We start from the raw sequence: 16,561 nt of genomic DNA, 5'->3' as shown, positions 1-16,561 counted from the left end.
GCCGGAGAACCTGCCGTGTCTCACCCTGCCCTGTCCGCCGACCACACCGCCGTCATCACCGGAGGCGCCTCCGGCATCGGGCTCGCCGCCGCCATGCGCTTTGCAGAACGCGGCATGAACGTCTGCATCGCCGATATCGACGAGGCCCGGCTGCGCGACGCCGCCGCCAGGCTCGCGGCTGCTACCAAGCGTGGCGAGGCTGCGGTCATGACCGCCACGGTCGATGTGAGCAGCCGGGACAGCGTGGTCGCGCTCGAAACGGCGGTGCGGCAGCGGTTCGGCGCGATCGACGTGCTGATGAACAATGCCGGCATCCAGCCGGGCAGCAAGATGCTTGCCGACGACAATTGGCAGCGCATCCTCGGCGTCAACCTGTGGGGCATCATCCATGGCGCGCAGGTGTTCGCCCCCCGCATGATCGCGCAAGGCCGGGCGGCGCTGATCATCAACACCGGCTCCAAGCAGGGCATCACCACGCCGCCTGGCGATCCCGCCTACAACGTTTCCAAGGCCGGCGTGAAGGCGTTCACCGAGGCGCTGCAGCATGAGCTGCGCAACACGCCCGGCTGCCAGGTGACAGCGCATCTGTTCATTCCGGGCTTCGTGTTCACGCCGCTGACCGCCAATGGCCGCGTCGAGAAGCCGGCCGCAGCCTGGACGCCGGAGCAGACCGTCGACTTCATGCTGGAGCGCGTCGCGGCCGGCGACTTCTACGTGCTGTGCCCTGACAACGACGTGCCGCGCGCGCTGGACGAGCGGCGCATCCTGTGGGCCGCGGGCGACATCGTCGAGAACCGGCCGCCGCTGTCGCGCTGGCATGCCGACTACGCCGACGCGTTCTCGGCCTTCGCAAAGAAATCGCCATGATCCGGCCACATCGCAGCGGCGGCCCGTCGTTGCTCCGGATCTCAGCATCATTTCGCCGGACGCGTCGGATCGTCGCAAGGCGCTCCGTGTGCGTTCGGAACGTCCAGCATCGACCGAATCGCGGCGGTCGAGCGCTCTTGCAACTCACTGATTGGCCATGGCGCGACGTCGCCGCGGGTCGCGCGCTCTTGAAGCGGCCGCTCTCCCGTCAAGCGGTGAGATGTCGCAGCTCTGCGGCAGCGCCCCCGGGTACGCCGCACGACAATCTGACGCAGACGCATTCCACAATCCTTGCGCGAAGCAGCCACGAAGCGGGCAGCAGATAGCCGCATCATCCGCACCGCGTCAGCCGCGCCCCGTTGCCTCGGCTCATTTGCAGTGGTGCGCAGCCTTGGGGAGTACGTCGGACATGTCGCACCATCATCGTCACCATCACGACAGTCACCACGATCACCATCATCACAACCACCACCATCACAATCATCACTGCCAGCCGGCGCCGATGCCTCCTACGCCCACGCCGCCCACGCCGACAACTCCCACGCCACCGACGCCCGCGCTCGGCTTCGCCGAACTCGGCGTGGTGTTCAACGACGCGACGCGCTTTCTCGAAGGCGGGCTGTGGCGCAACGTGGTCGACGAAGGCGGCCAGGGGCTCGGCAGCGTCTACAACTACGCCGGCGATCTCACCGTGATTCAGGATGGCCTGAAGGCGATGGTTGCCGCCAACCAGTTCACCGGGCAGACGCTGACCAACGTCAACAAGATTCTCGCCGACATCACGGTCGCGCAGGATGCCGCGATGGCGTCGGTGACCGGCGGCGGCGCGTTCGGCAGCATCGCCGCGGCGGAGACCGCGCTGCGCAACGCGCATCTCGACATCCTCGATGTCGTCAACAACGATCCGAACCTCGCGGGCAACGCTACCAACGCCGATGGCGTCACCGGCTTCCTGCAGGCGCCGGCGCTGCTGCCCGAGGGCGTGACGGCCGCAACCGCCGCCAAGGGCACGCTGGCCGAGCTCGGCCTGATCTTCAACGACGCCGCCAACCGGCTGATCGGCGGCGTCAACGACAGCAATGTCGACATCATCCAGGACGATGTCGACGCGCTGATCGCCGGCCTCAATGCGCTGGTCGCCGCCAACCCGCTGCAGTTCGGCGGCCTGACCGGCGTGCACGCGCTCGCCATCATCGACCAGCTCGCGCTCGTCAACACCCACATCAACGGCGCGGCCGGCAATGTCGACATCGGCCGCGCGCTCAACGACGACTTCCTCGACATCATCGACATCGTCGCCGGCGACACCAATCTCGCCAACATGGCGCAGCAGAACGGCCTCAACGGCTGGACCGGATTCGGCGACTTCCTCAATCCGACGCCGGCCTATCAGGACAACCAGGCGCAGACCGATTTCTGGGCCATGTTCATCGCCCAGTCGAACGCGCTCGGCAAGGCGGCGATCGCGGCGGTCAATGCCGGCGACGCCGCCGCGATGGCGCAGGTCACCGCCGACCTGATGACGTTCAAGAAGGACGTCACCGATTTCGACGCGGCGCAGGGCGGCATCTTCCAGGCCCGCTTCGACAACGAGCTGCTCGGCGACCAGAGCACGCTCGGCGCCGAGATCGCCAAGATCCTCGAGGGCTTCCAGGCCGGCAACAAGGCGCTGGTCGCCGCGGCCGCCGACCAGATGCACCAGAACGCAGCCGATGTCGGCGGCAACAACATCCCGGTCAATGGCGGCGCCTACAATGTCGACGGCACCACGATCGGCCAGGTGCTGGCGACCACCGGCGGCGGCAACAGTGCCGACGCCGCCGCCGTCCTGGCGGCCATCACGGCGGCGCCCGCCTCGAACGTGATCATGCTGGCGAGGGCGGCGCCCGCCGCCAGCGCCGCTCCGGCGACCCTCGTCATGGACGGTCCGATGATGGAAGGGCCGATGATGGACATGTCACAGCATCAGCATGCCCACCATCACATGTGGGCGTGACGTCCTGAGGATCAGGCGCCTGCACCAGCAGGCGCCTGACCAGCGCGAGCGCGGTTTCCGTGGCCGGATCGGCCGAGATCACGGAGACCGCGAGCACGATGAGATCGACTGGCTGGTGCGACAGCACGATCACATGCGTCGCATGCCGCGCATCCATCAGCGCCACCATGCGCTCGACGGCCGGATCGGCGACCGCCCGCCGCCACGGCGCATCGGCCCGGCGCAGCACCCGGCTCGACGCGAGAAAGTCGCGCAGCAGCGGCGGATCATAGGCAATCAGCTCATCCTCGCGGCAACGGCGTGCGCTCTCGAAGACCGGCTGGCGCGTGAGCTCGGCGATCAGAGCGTCGCGTGTCGCCGCATTCGACGCCCCGATCGAGTCGAGCACGCCCGGCTCGCGGGCTTGCAGCACCGCGCGCAAGGCGTCCCCGATCAGTCCGATCGTGAGCACGCCGGCCACGGCGACCGCGCAGAAACGCATCAGTTGCGCAGCGTCGACCTCCGGTGAGAGCGCTGCCGCGGCAGCGCCGAGCAAGGCCGCGCCGAGGATCCGCAACACCGTCAGCAGCCCGCTTTGGCGCTGCGTCTCCGCGCTGGCGCCGGCGATCAGGATCGCGGTCACCGCCAGCAGCGCGCCCAATGCGCCGAGCCGCACCGGCATGCCCGGCGCCAGCACGCGAAAATCTGTGATGATGAAGGGGATGACCATGATGGCGCCGAAGGCGACGCGATCGATGGCGCGGTTCTCCCACGCCAGCAGGCTCGCGCGGTCGCGGCGAAGCAGCAGCCAGGCGCAGGTCGCAAAGCCTGCGAGCTGAAAGGCTGACAGCACGATTGTGTGGTGACTTTCGAACGCGACCGGACCGAGCGCGCCGGCGATCGCGAGAGCCGCGCCGCCGGCAAGGGCAATTGCCTTGAGCATGCGATGCGCGTGCCGGCGCAGCAGGCCCTCCGTCACCGCCAGCGCGCCGAGCGGGATCAGCGCCGCCGGAATCAGCGAGAGGCGGTCGAGAAAAGCATTGTCCATCCACCAGGCGATGCCGCGCAGCAGGAACAGCGAGGCGACCGTCCCGAGCAGAACGACGAGCCGCGCCGTCAGCGGTCCCCGGGGATCGCGCCGGTGCAGCATGGCGGCGGCCACCGCGAGGCCGATCGCGCCGCAGAGGTTGACGATGGAGTCGGCAACGATGCCGGCCGTCATGGCGTGGGCTCGCCGGTCGGCCGGCGCGGACGCAAGGTGCCGAACGTCCTGGTATCGTCGAGCCAGTGCACCAGCGGCAGGATCATCCGCTGCAGCGCCAGCACGGCCGAGGTCGCCAGCAGCGCCGGCAGCGAGTCCGAGGGGATCTCGCGCAGCAGATAGCGCCGGGCGGCGGCGAGATCGATCCGGCCGAGCTGCAGCAGATCGTCGCCCCTGGCGTAGTCCAGCTCGCGCGCACAGAAGCCGTTGTAGACGGGGTCGCGATGCTTGGGCGCGTCGTCATACGTCTTCTTGAGCGCGTCGGAGCCGCCGGTATAGGCGTCGGTGATGACGAAGCGCTGTTCGTCGAACCCGGCCTCGTCGCCGACGCCGAAAACCGCCCGATGCGCCCGCATGATGCCGCGCGCGAGCTGAAGATGCGCAAAGCTCGGCCGGGCCTGCGGCAGCGGCGACGGATAGACGTCGGAGAAGGTCTCGCAGACCATGCCGGCCACCGCCGGCACCTGCGTGACGTTGGAGATCCATTTCGGCCGCAGGCCGTCACGGATGAACAGCAGCAGCGTGGTGAGGCCGTAGAGCACGCCGGAAAGGCCTTTGCCGCGCGCGTCCGGGTCGACCATCACCAGTCCGAGATGCAGCACCTGCTGGGCGTCGCCGTCGCGCTCGACCTGCATCACCGCGAGCGCGTTGAACGCGATCGGCCGGCCGCCCGCCTCCTCCGACACCACGGTGATGATGGCGCGCGCGAGCGGCTCGCGCTGGCCTGAAAAAATGCCATAGGTGAGCTCGCCGGCCGGCAGCGTCTTGCCGGCGATGGTGCGGAGATCGGCTACGAGCGCCGCCAGCGCCGCATCATCCAAGGTCGTCCCCGGGCTCTCGACGATGCGCGTGCGCAACTCCGCGTGGGTTCGCAGCGACAGGTCCATCGCCTCCTGGCCGAGCGCGGTCAGCCAGAAGCTGATGCCGCGTCGGATACGCCCCACTGCTGCGACGATGTTCACTTGTAGACCCACCCGCCAGACCATGCCTGCCGTCACCAGCATCCTAGCATCATGGCCAGATCCGACTGACCTAACCTGACGCCGTTAATGCACGATCATGATGAGAGGCGGAGCGGCGGCAAAGGTAAACGCAGTCTGAATGGCAGCCATGCTTGGGCCGCTCCATCCCTGCCTTGTTCCATGAACGTCCTGCCTCCACGCCGTCATGGCCGGGCTTGTCCCACGGCTGTCCGGTTCAGACAGACTGGACATGGTGCATGGCGTGGATTCTTCTGCGGTCTTGAGCATCGCCAAATGTTCGAGACACACCAGGAAGGTCCCGCCATGCCGCATCAGAATACAGTATTCCGAGACATTCTGAAGTTGGTCCCCTGGCATCGCTTCGAGGCGCTTGTGGACGAGCATGGCACGGACGCGCGGATTCGACGGCTTTCCACCAAAGACCAATTTGTGGCGCTGCTGTACGGCCAGCTTTCGGGGGCTTCCAGTCTGCGTGAGATTGTCACCGGGCTGTCGAGCCACACCGCGCGGCTTTATCACCTGGGTGGGGGCCCTGTCCGCCGCTCGACTTTCGCGGACGCCAATATGAATCGGCCTGCGGAGATGTTTGCCGCCCTGTTGGCCATCATGATGAAGCAGGCCCATCGCCGGTTACGCCGCAAGCTTGCCGAGACGACGTATTTGATTGATTCGACCAGCGTACGGCTGACAGAAGCCAGCGCTGGCTGGGCACGGTTCTCTACCGGTGTCTGCGGTGCCAAGGTGCATGTGATCTATGATGCCGACGCCGACCGGCCGATTTATGCGGCAATCAGCGGAGCCAACGTCAACGACAATACTGCAGCGCATCAGATGCCCATCGAGCCGGGAGCAACCTACGTCTTCGATCTCGGCTATTATGAATATGCTTGGTGGGCTCAACTGGACGCCGCCGGTTGTCGAATCGTGACCCGGTTCAAATCCAATACGCCGCTGCGGGTCGTGGAGGAGTTGCCTGTCATCGCGGATGGCAACATCCTCTCCGACCGCATCGGCTTCCTTCCACAACGCCAAGCCTACAGCCGCCGCAATCCAATGCAGACTGCGGTGCGCGAAGTGCGCGTCACCTTGGAAACGGGAAAGATCCTGCGCATCCTGTCGAACGACCTCGATGCCAGCGCTCAAGAGATCGCCGACCTCTATCGTCGCCGCTGGGCCATCGAGTTGTTCTTTCGTTGGGTCAAGCAGACCCTCAAGATCACCAGGTTCCTCGGGACTTCTGAGAACGCCGTTCGTATCCAGATCGCCGTTGCCCTGATCGCCTTCCTCTTGCTTCGCCTCGCGCAAGACCTTCAGAAGGCAATCCAAAGCCCCTTGGTCTTTGCCAGATTGGTCCGCACCAACCTCATGCATCGCCGCCCCATCGATCAATTGCTCACGGGGCCACCCCAACTTGCCAAAAACCCACAACAGTTGAGCCTCGCAATATGCGGAAGCTGAACCGGACAGTCGTGGGACAAGCCCGGGCATGACGGAGTAACCAATTGAACGCTTCTGCGTCGCATGCATCTCGTCCGATACGATCGATGCCATAGACCGAGGAAGCAAGGGGGCTGCGACTGCCGGCTTACGCCGCCTTCGACACCTCCATCAGCAGGCGCTCGGCGCGGGCGTCCTCGATGCGGTTGACGAGCTTGCCGCTCTCGTGGCGGTCGCGCAGGGTCTTGGTCAGGGTGACGCAGGTCTGCACCAGCATGACGATGCCCATCGTCAGATAGCCCTTCATCCAGAGATCGATCGGCATGAAGAAGACGCCGAGAGCGACGAGGAAGGCGGAGGCGCCGAACGAGGCGTAGGAGAAGGTGATGAAGGCGCTGCTGTGCGGCTGGGTGTTCTGGTTCATGGTCGGCTCCTATGATGGCGTGGTTGTTGATGCGTTCGATCGGGGGTGACGAAATTCAGTTGGCCGGGGCGGTGCGGCCGGCCTTCAGCCGCGCCAGCACGTCGTCGGCAGTGGTCTTGATGCGCGGGCCAAAGCCCTGCTCGGCGAGCTTCTCGGCCGTGGTGATCGGCCCCGTCGCGGCATCGAGCTCCATGAGCGCCTCGTCCGCGGCTTGCGCCTCGATCTGCCGCTCGCGCAGCCGTTTCAGCGTCGCCTCGGCCTCGGGCAGCGTGCACTCGTAAGGACGCGCCGCCTCGATGCCGCCGCGGCGCAGATTGCGTACGGCCTCGGAGGCGCGCGCGATGCGACGGCCGCGATCGAGCTCGGCAATGCGCGCCTCGGCGTTGGCGACATGCCTCTTCAGCCTCGTGATCTCCGTCGCGAACAGCGCCCGCGCCGTCCTGGCGGCGTCGCGCTCGGCCTCGAGGCCGGCGATCGCGTGCGCCGCCTCGCGGGCCAGATCCTCGCGGCCGCCGTCGAGGGCTGCGGTGGCGCGCACCTCGAGATCGGTGATCCGCGCCAAGGTCGCCTCGAGCCGCTTGCCCTCCTGCTGGTCCTGCGCGATGGCCAGAGCCAGCGCGCGCTTGCTGCGTTCGACAGCGGCGGCGGCGTCACGCAGCTGCTGATCCAGGATCACCAGCGCGGTACGGTCCTGCAGCTCCTCCTCCGCGACGGCCACGGTGCCCCGAAACAGCGTCAGAACGGTCTTGAACATTGTGAACTCCCTGTTATGAGCATCGCTCATAGGATTTCTTCTAGCGCAATCATGAGCGGCGCTCAAGGATTATTTTGAGCGACGCTCAATATTTTGGTCGACAATGTCCAAGACACTGGAAAGACGCGCAAAACAGCGCGAAGCCCTGATCGAGGCTGCCGAGCGGATGATCCGCACGCGGGGTCTCGCCGGCCTGAAGACGCGCGATCTCGCCCAGGAGATCGGCGTCGCCAATGGCGCGGTCTACAATCTCGTCGCCGATGTCGACGAGCTCGTGCTGATGGTCGGATCACGCACCCTGGCGCGGCTCGATGCCAACCTGTCCGCAGCCGAGGGCGCGGGCCCTCCCGGCCCCGAGGCTGCGCTGGTGCGCATCGCGATCGCCTATTGCGACTTCGCCGCCCACAATCTCGAGCTCTGGCGCGCGCTGTTCGAACATCGCATGGCGCCCGAGAAGCCGCTGCCCGACTGGGCCATCGCCGACCAGATGCACCTGTTCCGTCACATCCACCAGCCGCTGGCGGCGTTGTTTCCGCAGCGCTCGTTCGACGACATCAGCGTCACCGCGCGCAGCCTGTTCTCGGCCGTCCACGGCATGGTCGCGCTCGGCTTGGAGCAGAAGCTGATCGCGGTGCCGCTCGCCGCCTTGCGCGCGCAGATCGCGACCATGGTGAAGGCGATGGTGACGGGACTGGTGGCGGAGGAGAAAGCCGGCCACTGACGAGAGGCTTTGCGCCGGGCGAACAGCATCATCGGCACCTGATGCCAACCATCAGGCTCGACTGCTTCACGTCTACTTGTTGTCTTAGCTAATTGCCCTCATGGCGGCGCAGCTCTCTCGTTGTTCAGCCGGAATTGACGGCGCGAACAAACAACCGCCGCATTGCTTCGCAGTATCATGTCGACGTTCGGACTTGTTCCAGACAACATGTCTGGGACAGTCGAGCCACCAGCACGCGATGATGAGTGCTGGTCGTGCGACATGCGCAGATCTCGACGCATGGCCACACTCATCCGGCCGGCAGAACCTGCAGCGTATGACGGCCGCGCGATCAAGAAGAAAACTCCAACGAGTCCATGACGCGCGAGCCAAGGGGGAAATCGTGAGACATTTGCGTGCGCCCAATGACGACCGCGATCCGCCATTCCCGTCCGGCTACGACGACGGCCGGCGTCCGATGTATGAACAATCGTGGCGCGACGAGCACGACCGGCCCACGCCCGCTGAATTCGCGTCGCGCTACGGCGTGCAGGAGGTTCCTCCGCCGCCACGGGAGCGGCGGTTGCTCGGCGTGCTGAGCGTGCTGGGGCTCGTGGCTGTCGCCGCTGGCGTGGCCGGCTTTGCCGCGATGCGGCTTCCGACGCGGTGGACCGCTGCGCTCTCCGCCAACGGCAGTGCGGAGGTGACGACGCCGGCAACAGTCGCCCCGCCGCCGGTCCGCGCCGCGCAGACAGTCGCGCCGGTCCAGGATGCTTTCCCGACCGGAGCGTTCGCGAGCGCCCTCCCCGTGGTCACGCCAGACCAGAGCATGCCGCTCAGGGAGGAGGACCGCACGCCGAAGTTCGACACGCGGATGGCCAATGCCGCGGCGGCGCCGCCGACCAGCGCGCGCCCCCCGGTCCAGGGCGTGACCGACACCGAAATCAGCTTCGGAATGGCGGCGCCGTTCTCGGGTCCGGCCCGCGAGATGGGCCATCAGCTCAAGCTCGGCATCGACCTCGCCTTCGCGCAGGCCAACGAGGAAGGCGGCGTGCATGGCCGGCAGCTCAAGCTCTACACGGCCGATGATGCCTATGAGCCGACGCGGACGCTGAACGCGATGAAGGAGCTCTACGAGCAGCAAAAGGTGTTCGGCTTCGTCGAGAACTACGGCAGCCCGACGGCCCTGATCTCGGTGCCCTACGCGCTCGAGCACCATGCGCTGTATTTCGGCGCCTTCACCGGGGCTCCTTCGCTCCGCCGCGACCCGCCGGACCGCTACGTCTTCAACTACCGCGCCGGCTACGCCGAGGAAGCCCATGCGCTGGTGAACTATCTCGTCAAGAGCCGCAAGCTGCGACCGCAGGAGATCGGAGTGCTCACCCAGCAGGACGCCTATGGCGACGCGGGGTGGGAGGGCGTCAGCAAGGCGATGCACGCGCTGCGCGGCGGCGCGGGCGACGCCTTCCGCATGAGCTACAGCCGCAACACCGTCAATGTCGACGAGGCCATCGCGCAACTCCGCCGGCAGAAGCATGCGATCAAGGCCGTCGTGCTGGTCGCCACCTTCCGCGCCGCGGCCAAGTTCATCGAGAAGACCCGCGACCTCTATCCGGACATGACCTACGCGACGATCTCGGGCGTCGGCAGCACCGGCCTCGCCAGCGAGCTGATGGTGCTCGGCCCGCGCTATGCCGACGGCGTCATCTGCACCCAGGTCACGCCGGCCGTCGACGGCTACGCCTCCGTCACCCTGAACTACAAGAAGGCGCTCGCCAGATATTTCCCCGGCGAGCCGGCGGACTACTCGTCCCTGGAAGCCTATCTCACCGCCAACGTCCTGATCGAAGGGCTGCGGCGCGCTGGTCCCGCCGTCGACACCGAGTCGCTGGTCGACGTCCTCGAATCGATGCAGAACTACGAGCTCGGCGTTGGATCGAAGGTGAGCTTCGGCCCCTCCGACCACCAGGCGCTGCACAAGGTCTGGGGCACGCAGCTCGACAAGACCGGCCAGTATCATGCGATCGATCTCGAATAGACGGAATGGCCGGATCGCGCCGCGCTCGGCGCATGTCAGCGGGTTGCGTCGATCCGCGATTTCGGCCATATCGGTCCGATGATCAAGACCGAGACCCTGCGCGCGAACATGTGGTGGCGCTCCATCTAGGAGCGGCACGGCCTCGTCTTTCATCGCCCGTTGCCGCCGTTCATCGGCCTGCGACGCGGTTCTTGTCATCAACAGCATCGAAGAGCTCGATCGAGCGGCGGTTCTCACTCCTGGAGAACCACAATGCGTCCCTCAGTGCCAGACCGTCCCGTCATCCTGACCGGCGACAGAACCACCGGCCCCCTGCACCTCGGCCACTATGTCGGCTCGCTGCGGAACCGCGTCGCGCTGCAATCCACGCATCGGCAATTCCTGCTGCTGGCCGATGCCCAGGCGCTCACGGACCACGCCCATGATCCGGCCAGGGTGAGCCGGAATATCCTGGAGATCGCGACCGACTATCTCGCCGTCGGCATCGATCCGGAGATGACGACCATCTGCCTGCAATCGCATTTGCCGGCGCTGGCTGATCTCACGCTGCTCTACATGAACTTCGTCACGGTGGCGCGGCTCGAGCGCAACCCGACCATCAAGGACGAGATCCAGGCGCGCGGCTTCGGCCGCGATATTCCGGCCGGCTTCCTTTGCTATCCCGTCGCGCAGGCCGCCGACATCACCGCCTTCAAGGCGACCATCGTGCCGGTCGGAGACGACCAGGCGCCGCTGATCGAGCAGACCAACGAGATCGTCCGCCGCATCAACCGCCAGGCGGGCAGCGAGGTGCTGCCCGAGGCACGCGCGCTGATCCCGAGCGTCGGGCGCCTGCCCGGCGTGGACGGCAAGGCCAAGATGAGCAAATCACAGGGCAACACGATTCCGCTCTCCGCCACGGCGGACGAGATCCGCGATGCCGTCCGCCGCATGTTCACCGATCCCGGCCACATCAGGGCCGCGGATCCCGGCCGCGTCGAGGGCAATGTCGTCTTCACCTATCTCGACGCGTTCGACGACGATCCTGCGGCTGTTGCGGACCTCAAGGCGCGTTATGTCCGCGGCGGCCTCGGCGACAGCATCGTGAAGCGGCGACTCGATGACGTGCTGCAGGCCGTGGTCGCGCCCATCCGCGACCGGCGGGCGGCGTTGGCGCGCGATCCCAGCCATGTTCTCGACATCGTCAGGCGCGGCACCGAACTGGCGCGCACCCTCACTACTGCGACCTTGCGCGATGTCCGCGACGCGCTCGGTCTGTTCACGCTGCAATAGCTCTCGAATGATGAGGCCGCATGTGCCGCCGGATCGAGACCAAAGCGCGGCGGCATTTACCGGGCGGAAACCGTTGCTGTCGTTGAATGCGAGCATGGCTCAGTTGCGCATGGAAGTTCGCGATTCGGCCGGCACCATCCTGCCGGGCTATGGCGACGCATTCTTCGACCTCAGGCTCCCCGGCGATCACCGCCGCGTGGCGCAGACGCTGCTCCAGATCATTCGCGGCGACGATTTCCGCTCACCGGTCCACAGCGTCCACTTCTTCCGGGGCGCTTCCGAGATCGGCTGCTGGTCGGTCGACGACGAGCGCGCGGAGATGAGCTTCGTGGACGAATTCGCGCACACGCCGCCGGCCGCGGCGTAACAACTTCCCCGACAAGCTCCCGACACGCGGCATCGGCCTCATGCGATCCGGGGGTGCGCCGCCTGATGCCAGGCCCAGGCCGAGCGGATGATCGTGCCGAGATCGGACCGATGCGCCGCGAAGCCGAGCTCCTGCCGGGCAAGGCGCGGATCGGCGACCAGGACCGGTGGATCGCCGGCGCGGCGCGCGCGCACCACCAGCGGGATCCGCTCGCCGGTCTCCCTGCCGATTGCATCGACGATCTCGCGCACCGAATGGCCGCGGCCGGTGCCGAGATTGTAGGTGCCACCCGAACCGTTCTGCAGCAGACGCTCCATCGCGGCGATGTGGGCTGCCGCGAGATCATCGACGTGAACATAGTCGCGCACGGCGGTCCCGTCGGGTGTGTCATAGTCGGTGCCGAAGATCGCGAAGTCCGGCACATGGCCGAGGATCGCCATCAGCGCCCGCGGGATCAGGTGCGTCTCGGGATCGCGCAGCTCACCGATCAGGCCTGACGCGTCGGCGCCGCCGGCGTTGAAGTAGCGCAGCACGATGGCCGACAGGCCGTAGGCCGCCTGATAGTCCGCCAGGATCTGCTCGATCATGTATTTCGAGCGGCCGTAGGGATTCAGGGCCGATCCCGCGGCGCTCTCGGGAATCGGATCCCGCCCGGCGTCGCCATAGACCGCGCCGGTCGAGGAGAACACCAGCCGCGCGCAGCCGGCCTCGCGCATGCCCTGCAGCAGGCGCAGGCTGCCGGCGACGTTGTTGAGATAGTATGCCTCCGGATCGGTGACGGATTCGCCGATCGTGCTCGGCCCGGCCAGGTGCATGACCGCGCCGACCCCGTGGGCGCGGATGGTGTCAGCCACTCTGGCGCTGTCGGCGATGTCGCCGACCACCAGCGGTCCCCACCGCACGAAGCGGCGATGGCCGGTGGACAGATTGTCGTAGCAGATCGGCACGTAGCCGGCCCCGGCAACGGCCTTGCAGCAATGAGCCCCGATGTAGCCGGCGCCTCCGGCAACCAGGATCGCTCCGTTGTGACCCATGCATGAAGGCCTTCTGATCAGCGAACGGCTGGACCCAGTCGCGGATGCGAAATGTGACCCAGCGCGGCGACCGCTGCAACCGGGCAGCGCGCCGGCCGGCGTCACCGACAACCGCTTGGCGGCACGCCGCTCTGCGCGCTCTTAACGGTCTTGCACCCCGGCCGGTCGTCCGGTGGCGGTCAGGTGATGCCGAATAGCTGATGTCACGCGATGGCAGCACGACATCTAGCCGTGAACAGACCTCGTACCCGGCTGTGCCGCTGATTCGGACGCGGTTCGTTCAAGTCGCGTTCTGAACGTTAACGTGAGCGCGCGCGACGTCGCATTCTGGGACATCATGCGCGGGCTGGTCGCGGCAGCGAGTGCAGCGCCGATGTCGTTGGCGCGGTCGCGGCGCGGCGATCGCGGGCTGTGCCCGTGTGCTCAACCTGCTGGCCTGTTAGCTGGTTCATCACGGTCCGATCGCCTGCCGGTTCCGTTCGGCGCGCAGATGTCCATGCCCCGCGGCGCATGGCTCACAACCCAGAGTCCAGGTGGCACGCGGCGCAGAATGGGGTACGAGTCGTCGGACTGATCAGCGTCGGCCGATGCAGGAGGCTCCCTTGAGTGAAACACCTGGTAACGTCGACGCGGCGGCGCGCGCTGCATCGACGCCGCCCCCCTCCTCCGCCGCGGCGCCCGGGCTCTGGGCGCGTCTCGGCATTCCGCTGCTTGCGGTGATCGCAGCGCTCGCCTTCGTGGCGCTCGCGACCACGCGCTGGAACGCCTGGACCGGCAACGCAACGACCCAGTCGACCAACGATGCCTATGTGCGCGCCGACCTGACGCAGCTCTCGAGCCGCGTGGCCGGCGAGGTGACGAAGGTTGCGGTCAGCGATTTCCAGCAGGTCAAGGCCGGCGACCTGCTGGTCCAGATCGATCCGGCCGACTACGAGGCACAGGTATCGCAGGCCGAGGCCAATGTCGAAGCGGCGCAGGCGGCGCTCGACAACCTCAGCAACCAGGTCGAGCTGCAATACGCGACCATCGCCCAGGCCGAAGCGCAGCAGGTCTCGGCCGGCGCGGCCGAGGTGCAGGCCAGGCAGGAGGAAGAGCGCCAGCAGTCGCTGTCGCAGAGCGAGGCAGGGACCAAGCAGCGGCTGGAACAGGCAACGGCCGCCTATGCCAAGGCACAGGCGGACGTGCGCGCGAGCCGTGCGGTGATCGCCGCCCAGCGCCACCAGTTGGAGGTGCTCACCGGCACCAAGAAGCAGCGCGGCGCCGATCTCGCCGGCGCCAAGGCCGCGCTCGCCGCGGCGCGGCTCAAGCTCGGCTACACCAGGATCACTGCGCCATTCGACGGCGTCGTCGGACAGCGCCAGGTGCAGGTCGGCGACTACGTCAACATCGGCAGCAGCCTGATCGCGGTGGTGCCGCTGCCGCATGTTTTCGTCATCGCCAACTACAAGGAAACGCAGCTCACCCATGTCGCGCCCGGCCAGCCGGTCGAGGTCACCGTGGACTCGTTCCCGGGCCAAAGGCTGCATGGCCGCGTCGAGCGGATCGCGCCGGCCTCCGGCTCGCAATTCGCGCTGCTGCCGCCCGACAATGCCACCGGCAACTTCACCAAGGTCGTGCAGCGCATTCCGGTCCGCATCGCCCTCGACGGCGACCAGCCGCTGCTCGCGCGGCTGCTGCCGGGCATGTCGGTCGAGACCCACATCCGCACCGCCGGCCAGGCCGATGGCACCAAGTGAGACCGATCGCGGACCGCTGTCGCGCGGCGGCCAGGCGGCGCATCCGCTGTTTGCCGTCGGGGCGGTGCTGCTCGGCTCGTTCCTGGCGAATTTCGACAGCCGGCTGACCTCGGTCGGCCTGCCCGATCTGCGCGGCGCGTTCTCGCTCGGCTTCGACGAGGGCGCTTGGCTGTCGACCGCCGCGATCGGCTCGCAGATCTTGATCGCGCCGGCGGTGGCGTGGCTCGCGACCGTGTTCGGCCTGCGCCGTGTGCTCGGCATTCCCAGCCTGGTCTACGCGGTGCTGTCGCTGATCATTCCGTTCGTGCGCGACTATCCGACCTTGATCGCGCTCGCGATCCTGCACGGCATGCTGCTCGGCACCTTCGTGCCGGCCACGCTCATGATCATCTTCCGCAACCTGCCGATCCGCTGGTGGCTGCCGGCGATCTCGATCTATGCGATCCGGGTCGGCTTCGCGCTGGATACCTCGACCTCGCTGGTCGGCTTCTATGTCGAGCATCTCGGCTGGCAGTGGCTGTACTGGCAGGGCGTCGTGCTGGCTCCGCTGATGGCGCTGATGGTCTATCTCGGCACCCCGGCCGAGCCGGTCAACCGCACGCTGCTCGAGAACGCCGACTGGGGCGGGATGCTGCTGCTCGGCAGCGCCGTGGCGATGATCTATGCCGGGCTCGACCAGGGCAACCGGCTCGACTGGCTGCAATCGGGCACGGTGATGGCGCTGCTATCAGGCGGCGCTGTGCTGTTCGTCCTGTTCCTCGTCAACGAGGCGCTCGCCCCGCAGCCATGGGCGCATTTCAACGTGCTGTTCTCGCGCAACATCGGGCTGTCGCTGGTCGTGATCCTGCTCTACACGCTGACCAGCCTCTCGAATGCGTCGCTGGTGCCGAACTTCCTCGCCACGATCACGCAGTTGCGGCCGGAGCAGAGCGGCTCGCTGCTGTTGTTCTACGGCGCGCTGCCGATGATCGTGCTGGTGCCGCTGTCGATCGTGCTGCTTCGCCATCTCGATCCCCGCATCGTCGTCGTGCTCGGTCTCGGCGCCTTCGCGGCGGCCAATCTGCTCGGCACCCAGATCACCCATGCCTGGGCGCGCGAGGATTTCATCGTCATCGTCGTGCTGCAGTCGATCGGACAGGCCCTGACCTTGCTGTCGATCATCATCCTCGCGCTGTCGAATTCCGATCCGGCCCGCGCGACCTCCTTTGCGGCCTACATCCAGGTGATGCGGCTCGGCGGCGCCGAAATCGGCGTCGCCCTTATGGGAACGTGGCTGCGGGTGCGCGAGCAGGTGCATTCGGCCTATCTCGGCCTCAACATCCAGAGCGGCGACCTCGACGTCGCGCGCGCGCTGCAACGGCTGACCGGCTATTTCGCCGCGCATGGCGGCGGCCAAGCCAAGGCGCGCGCCGTCGGGACCTTGGCCGCGCAGGTCCAGCGCGAGGCCAACGTGCTCGCTTATCTCGACGCGTTCTGGCTGTGCTTCTGGCTCGCGATCGCCGCGCTCCTGCTGGTCGCCCTGATCACGCGCGCGCCTCCGGGCCCGTTCTCGCCGACACCGATCAGTCTGAGGGCGGCGTGGATGCGACGGTTCGGATCGTCGACGACGTGAGCGGGCCCGCCCCCGCATGCGGGGTCGTAGCTTTCTCTCCAACGACGCCGGCGCGCCTCTGCGCCTTTAACCTTCTCGCGAAAGCCGAGCCGCGCGATCAG

General features: G+C 67.0%; 14 protein-coding genes. 9 read left to right on the top strand and 5 right to left on the bottom strand.

Going from position 1 to position 16,561, the window contains the following annotated elements; translation table 11 throughout:
* The first annotated feature begins 15 nt into the window (after nt 1-15).
* Nucleotides 16-867, top strand: a complete 852-nt coding sequence (locus QW845_RS12415; RefSeq protein WP_315801868.1) for an SDR family NAD(P)-dependent oxidoreductase — start codon at nt 16-18, stop codon at nt 865-867.
* Nucleotides 868-1,276: 409 nt separating this feature from the next.
* Nucleotides 1,277-2,863, top strand: a complete 1,587-nt coding sequence (locus QW845_RS12410; RefSeq protein ID WP_315801867.1) for a hypothetical protein — start codon at nt 1,277-1,279, stop codon at nt 2,861-2,863.
* On the opposite strand, the gene QW845_RS12405 is transcribed toward QW845_RS12410, so the two are convergent.
* Nucleotides 2,784-4,064: a hypothetical protein gene (locus QW845_RS12405; protein ID WP_315801866.1), complete on the bottom strand. Its 1,281-nt coding sequence runs from the start codon at nt 4,062-4,064 to the stop codon at nt 2,784-2,786. The genes QW845_RS12410 and QW845_RS12405 overlap by 80 nt on opposite strands.
* The gene (locus QW845_RS12400; RefSeq protein WP_315802164.1) at nt 4,061-5,065 is read right to left on the bottom strand and encodes a hypothetical protein; all 1,005 of its coding nucleotides are present in this window, start codon (nt 5,063-5,065) and stop codon (nt 4,061-4,063) included. The genes QW845_RS12405 and QW845_RS12400 overlap by 4 nt, the downstream gene beginning before the upstream one ends.
* Before the next feature lie 324 nt (nt 5,066-5,389).
* Between QW845_RS12400 and QW845_RS12395 the strand changes: the two genes are divergently transcribed.
* Nucleotides 5,390-6,544, top strand: a complete 1,155-nt coding sequence (locus tag QW845_RS12395) for an IS4 family transposase (protein WP_315800429.1) — start codon at nt 5,390-5,392, stop codon at nt 6,542-6,544.
* 127 nt (nt 6,545-6,671) lie between these two features.
* On the opposite strand, the gene QW845_RS12390 is transcribed toward QW845_RS12395, so the two are convergent.
* Both QW845_RS12390 and QW845_RS12385 read right to left on the bottom strand, forming a co-directional pair.
* Nucleotides 6,672-6,947 (bottom strand): YiaA/YiaB family inner membrane protein, encoded by a 276-nt coding sequence (locus tag QW845_RS12390; RefSeq protein WP_315721840.1) that lies wholly within the window; start codon nt 6,945-6,947, stop codon nt 6,672-6,674.
* Between the two features lie 55 nt (nt 6,948-7,002).
* Entirely contained in the window at nt 7,003-7,701 is a 699-nt protein-coding gene (locus tag QW845_RS12385) for a PspA/IM30 family protein (RefSeq protein ID WP_315801865.1), read from the bottom strand.
* Between the two features lie 103 nt (nt 7,702-7,804).
* On the opposite strand from QW845_RS12385, the gene QW845_RS12380 reads away from it, so the two are divergent.
* The 4 genes from QW845_RS12380 (at nt 7,805) to QW845_RS12365 (ending at nt 12,078) form a co-directional block, all read left to right on the top strand.
* The gene (locus tag QW845_RS12380) at nt 7,805-8,422 is read left to right on the top strand and encodes a TetR/AcrR family transcriptional regulator (RefSeq protein WP_315801864.1); all 618 of its coding nucleotides are present in this window, start codon (nt 7,805-7,807) and stop codon (nt 8,420-8,422) included.
* Nucleotides 8,423-8,804: 382 nt separating this feature from the next.
* On the top strand, nt 8,805-10,439 hold the full coding sequence (locus QW845_RS12375) for an ABC transporter substrate-binding protein (RefSeq protein WP_315801863.1): 1,635 nt from the start codon (nt 8,805-8,807) through the stop codon (nt 10,437-10,439).
* Between the two features lie 252 nt (nt 10,440-10,691).
* Entirely contained in the window at nt 10,692-11,711 is a 1,020-nt protein-coding gene (gene trpS / locus QW845_RS12370; protein WP_315801862.1) for a tryptophan--tRNA ligase, read from the top strand.
* 22 nt (nt 11,712-11,733) lie between these two features.
* Nucleotides 11,734-12,078: a hypothetical protein gene (locus QW845_RS12365; protein WP_315801861.1), complete on the top strand. Its 345-nt coding sequence runs from the start codon at nt 11,734-11,736 to the stop codon at nt 12,076-12,078.
* Nucleotides 12,079-12,116: 38 nt separating this feature from the next.
* On the opposite strand, the gene galE is transcribed toward QW845_RS12365, so the two are convergent.
* Nucleotides 12,117-13,112, bottom strand: a complete 996-nt coding sequence (galE, locus tag QW845_RS12360) for a UDP-glucose 4-epimerase GalE (protein WP_315801860.1) — start codon at nt 13,110-13,112, stop codon at nt 12,117-12,119.
* A 602-nt stretch (nt 13,113-13,714) separates the two neighbouring features.
* Between galE and QW845_RS12355 the strand changes: the two genes are divergently transcribed.
* Nucleotides 13,715-14,848 (top strand): HlyD family secretion protein, encoded by a 1,134-nt coding sequence (locus tag QW845_RS12355; RefSeq protein ID WP_315801859.1) that lies wholly within the window; start codon nt 13,715-13,717, stop codon nt 14,846-14,848.
* Entirely contained in the window at nt 14,835-16,460 is a 1,626-nt protein-coding gene (locus QW845_RS12350; RefSeq protein WP_315801858.1) for an MFS transporter, read from the top strand. The genes QW845_RS12355 and QW845_RS12350 overlap by 14 nt, the downstream gene beginning before the upstream one ends.
* Nucleotides 16,461-16,561: the final 101 nt, after the last annotated feature.

Source organism: Bradyrhizobium sp. SZCCHNS3002 (assembly GCF_032377435.1).
GTDB lineage: Bacteria > Pseudomonadota > Alphaproteobacteria > Rhizobiales > Xanthobacteraceae > Bradyrhizobium.
The sequence above is the reverse complement of the archived record's forward strand: the minus strand, read 5'-3'. Positions and strand labels throughout refer to the sequence as shown.

Bases quoted from the DNA above. Each gene is read 5' to 3' on its own strand.
- QW845_RS12410 (WP_315801867.1), top strand. From the start codon at position 1,277: ATGTCGCACCATCATCGTCACCATCACGACAGTCACCACGATCACCAT.
- QW845_RS12405 (WP_315801866.1), bottom strand. From the start codon at position 4,064: ATGACGGCCGGCATCGTTGCCGACTCCATCGTCAACCTCTGCGGCGCG.
- QW845_RS12395 (WP_315800429.1), top strand. From the start codon at position 5,390: ATGCCGCATCAGAATACAGTATTCCGAGACATTCTGAAGTTGGTCCCC.
- QW845_RS12390 (WP_315721840.1), bottom strand. From the start codon at position 6,947: ATGAACCAGAACACCCAGCCGCACAGCAGCGCCTTCATCACCTTCTCC.
- QW845_RS12385 (WP_315801865.1), bottom strand. From the start codon at position 7,701: ATGTTCAAGACCGTTCTGACGCTGTTTCGGGGCACCGTGGCCGTCGCG.
- QW845_RS12380 (WP_315801864.1), top strand. From the start codon at position 7,805: ATGTCCAAGACACTGGAAAGACGCGCAAAACAGCGCGAAGCCCTGATC.
- trpS (WP_315801862.1), top strand. From the start codon at position 10,692: ATGCGTCCCTCAGTGCCAGACCGTCCCGTCATCCTGACCGGCGACAGA.
- galE (WP_315801860.1), bottom strand. From the start codon at position 13,112: ATGGGTCACAACGGAGCGATCCTGGTTGCCGGAGGCGCCGGCTACATC.
- QW845_RS12350 (WP_315801858.1), top strand. From the start codon at position 14,835: ATGGCACCAAGTGAGACCGATCGCGGACCGCTGTCGCGCGGCGGCCAG.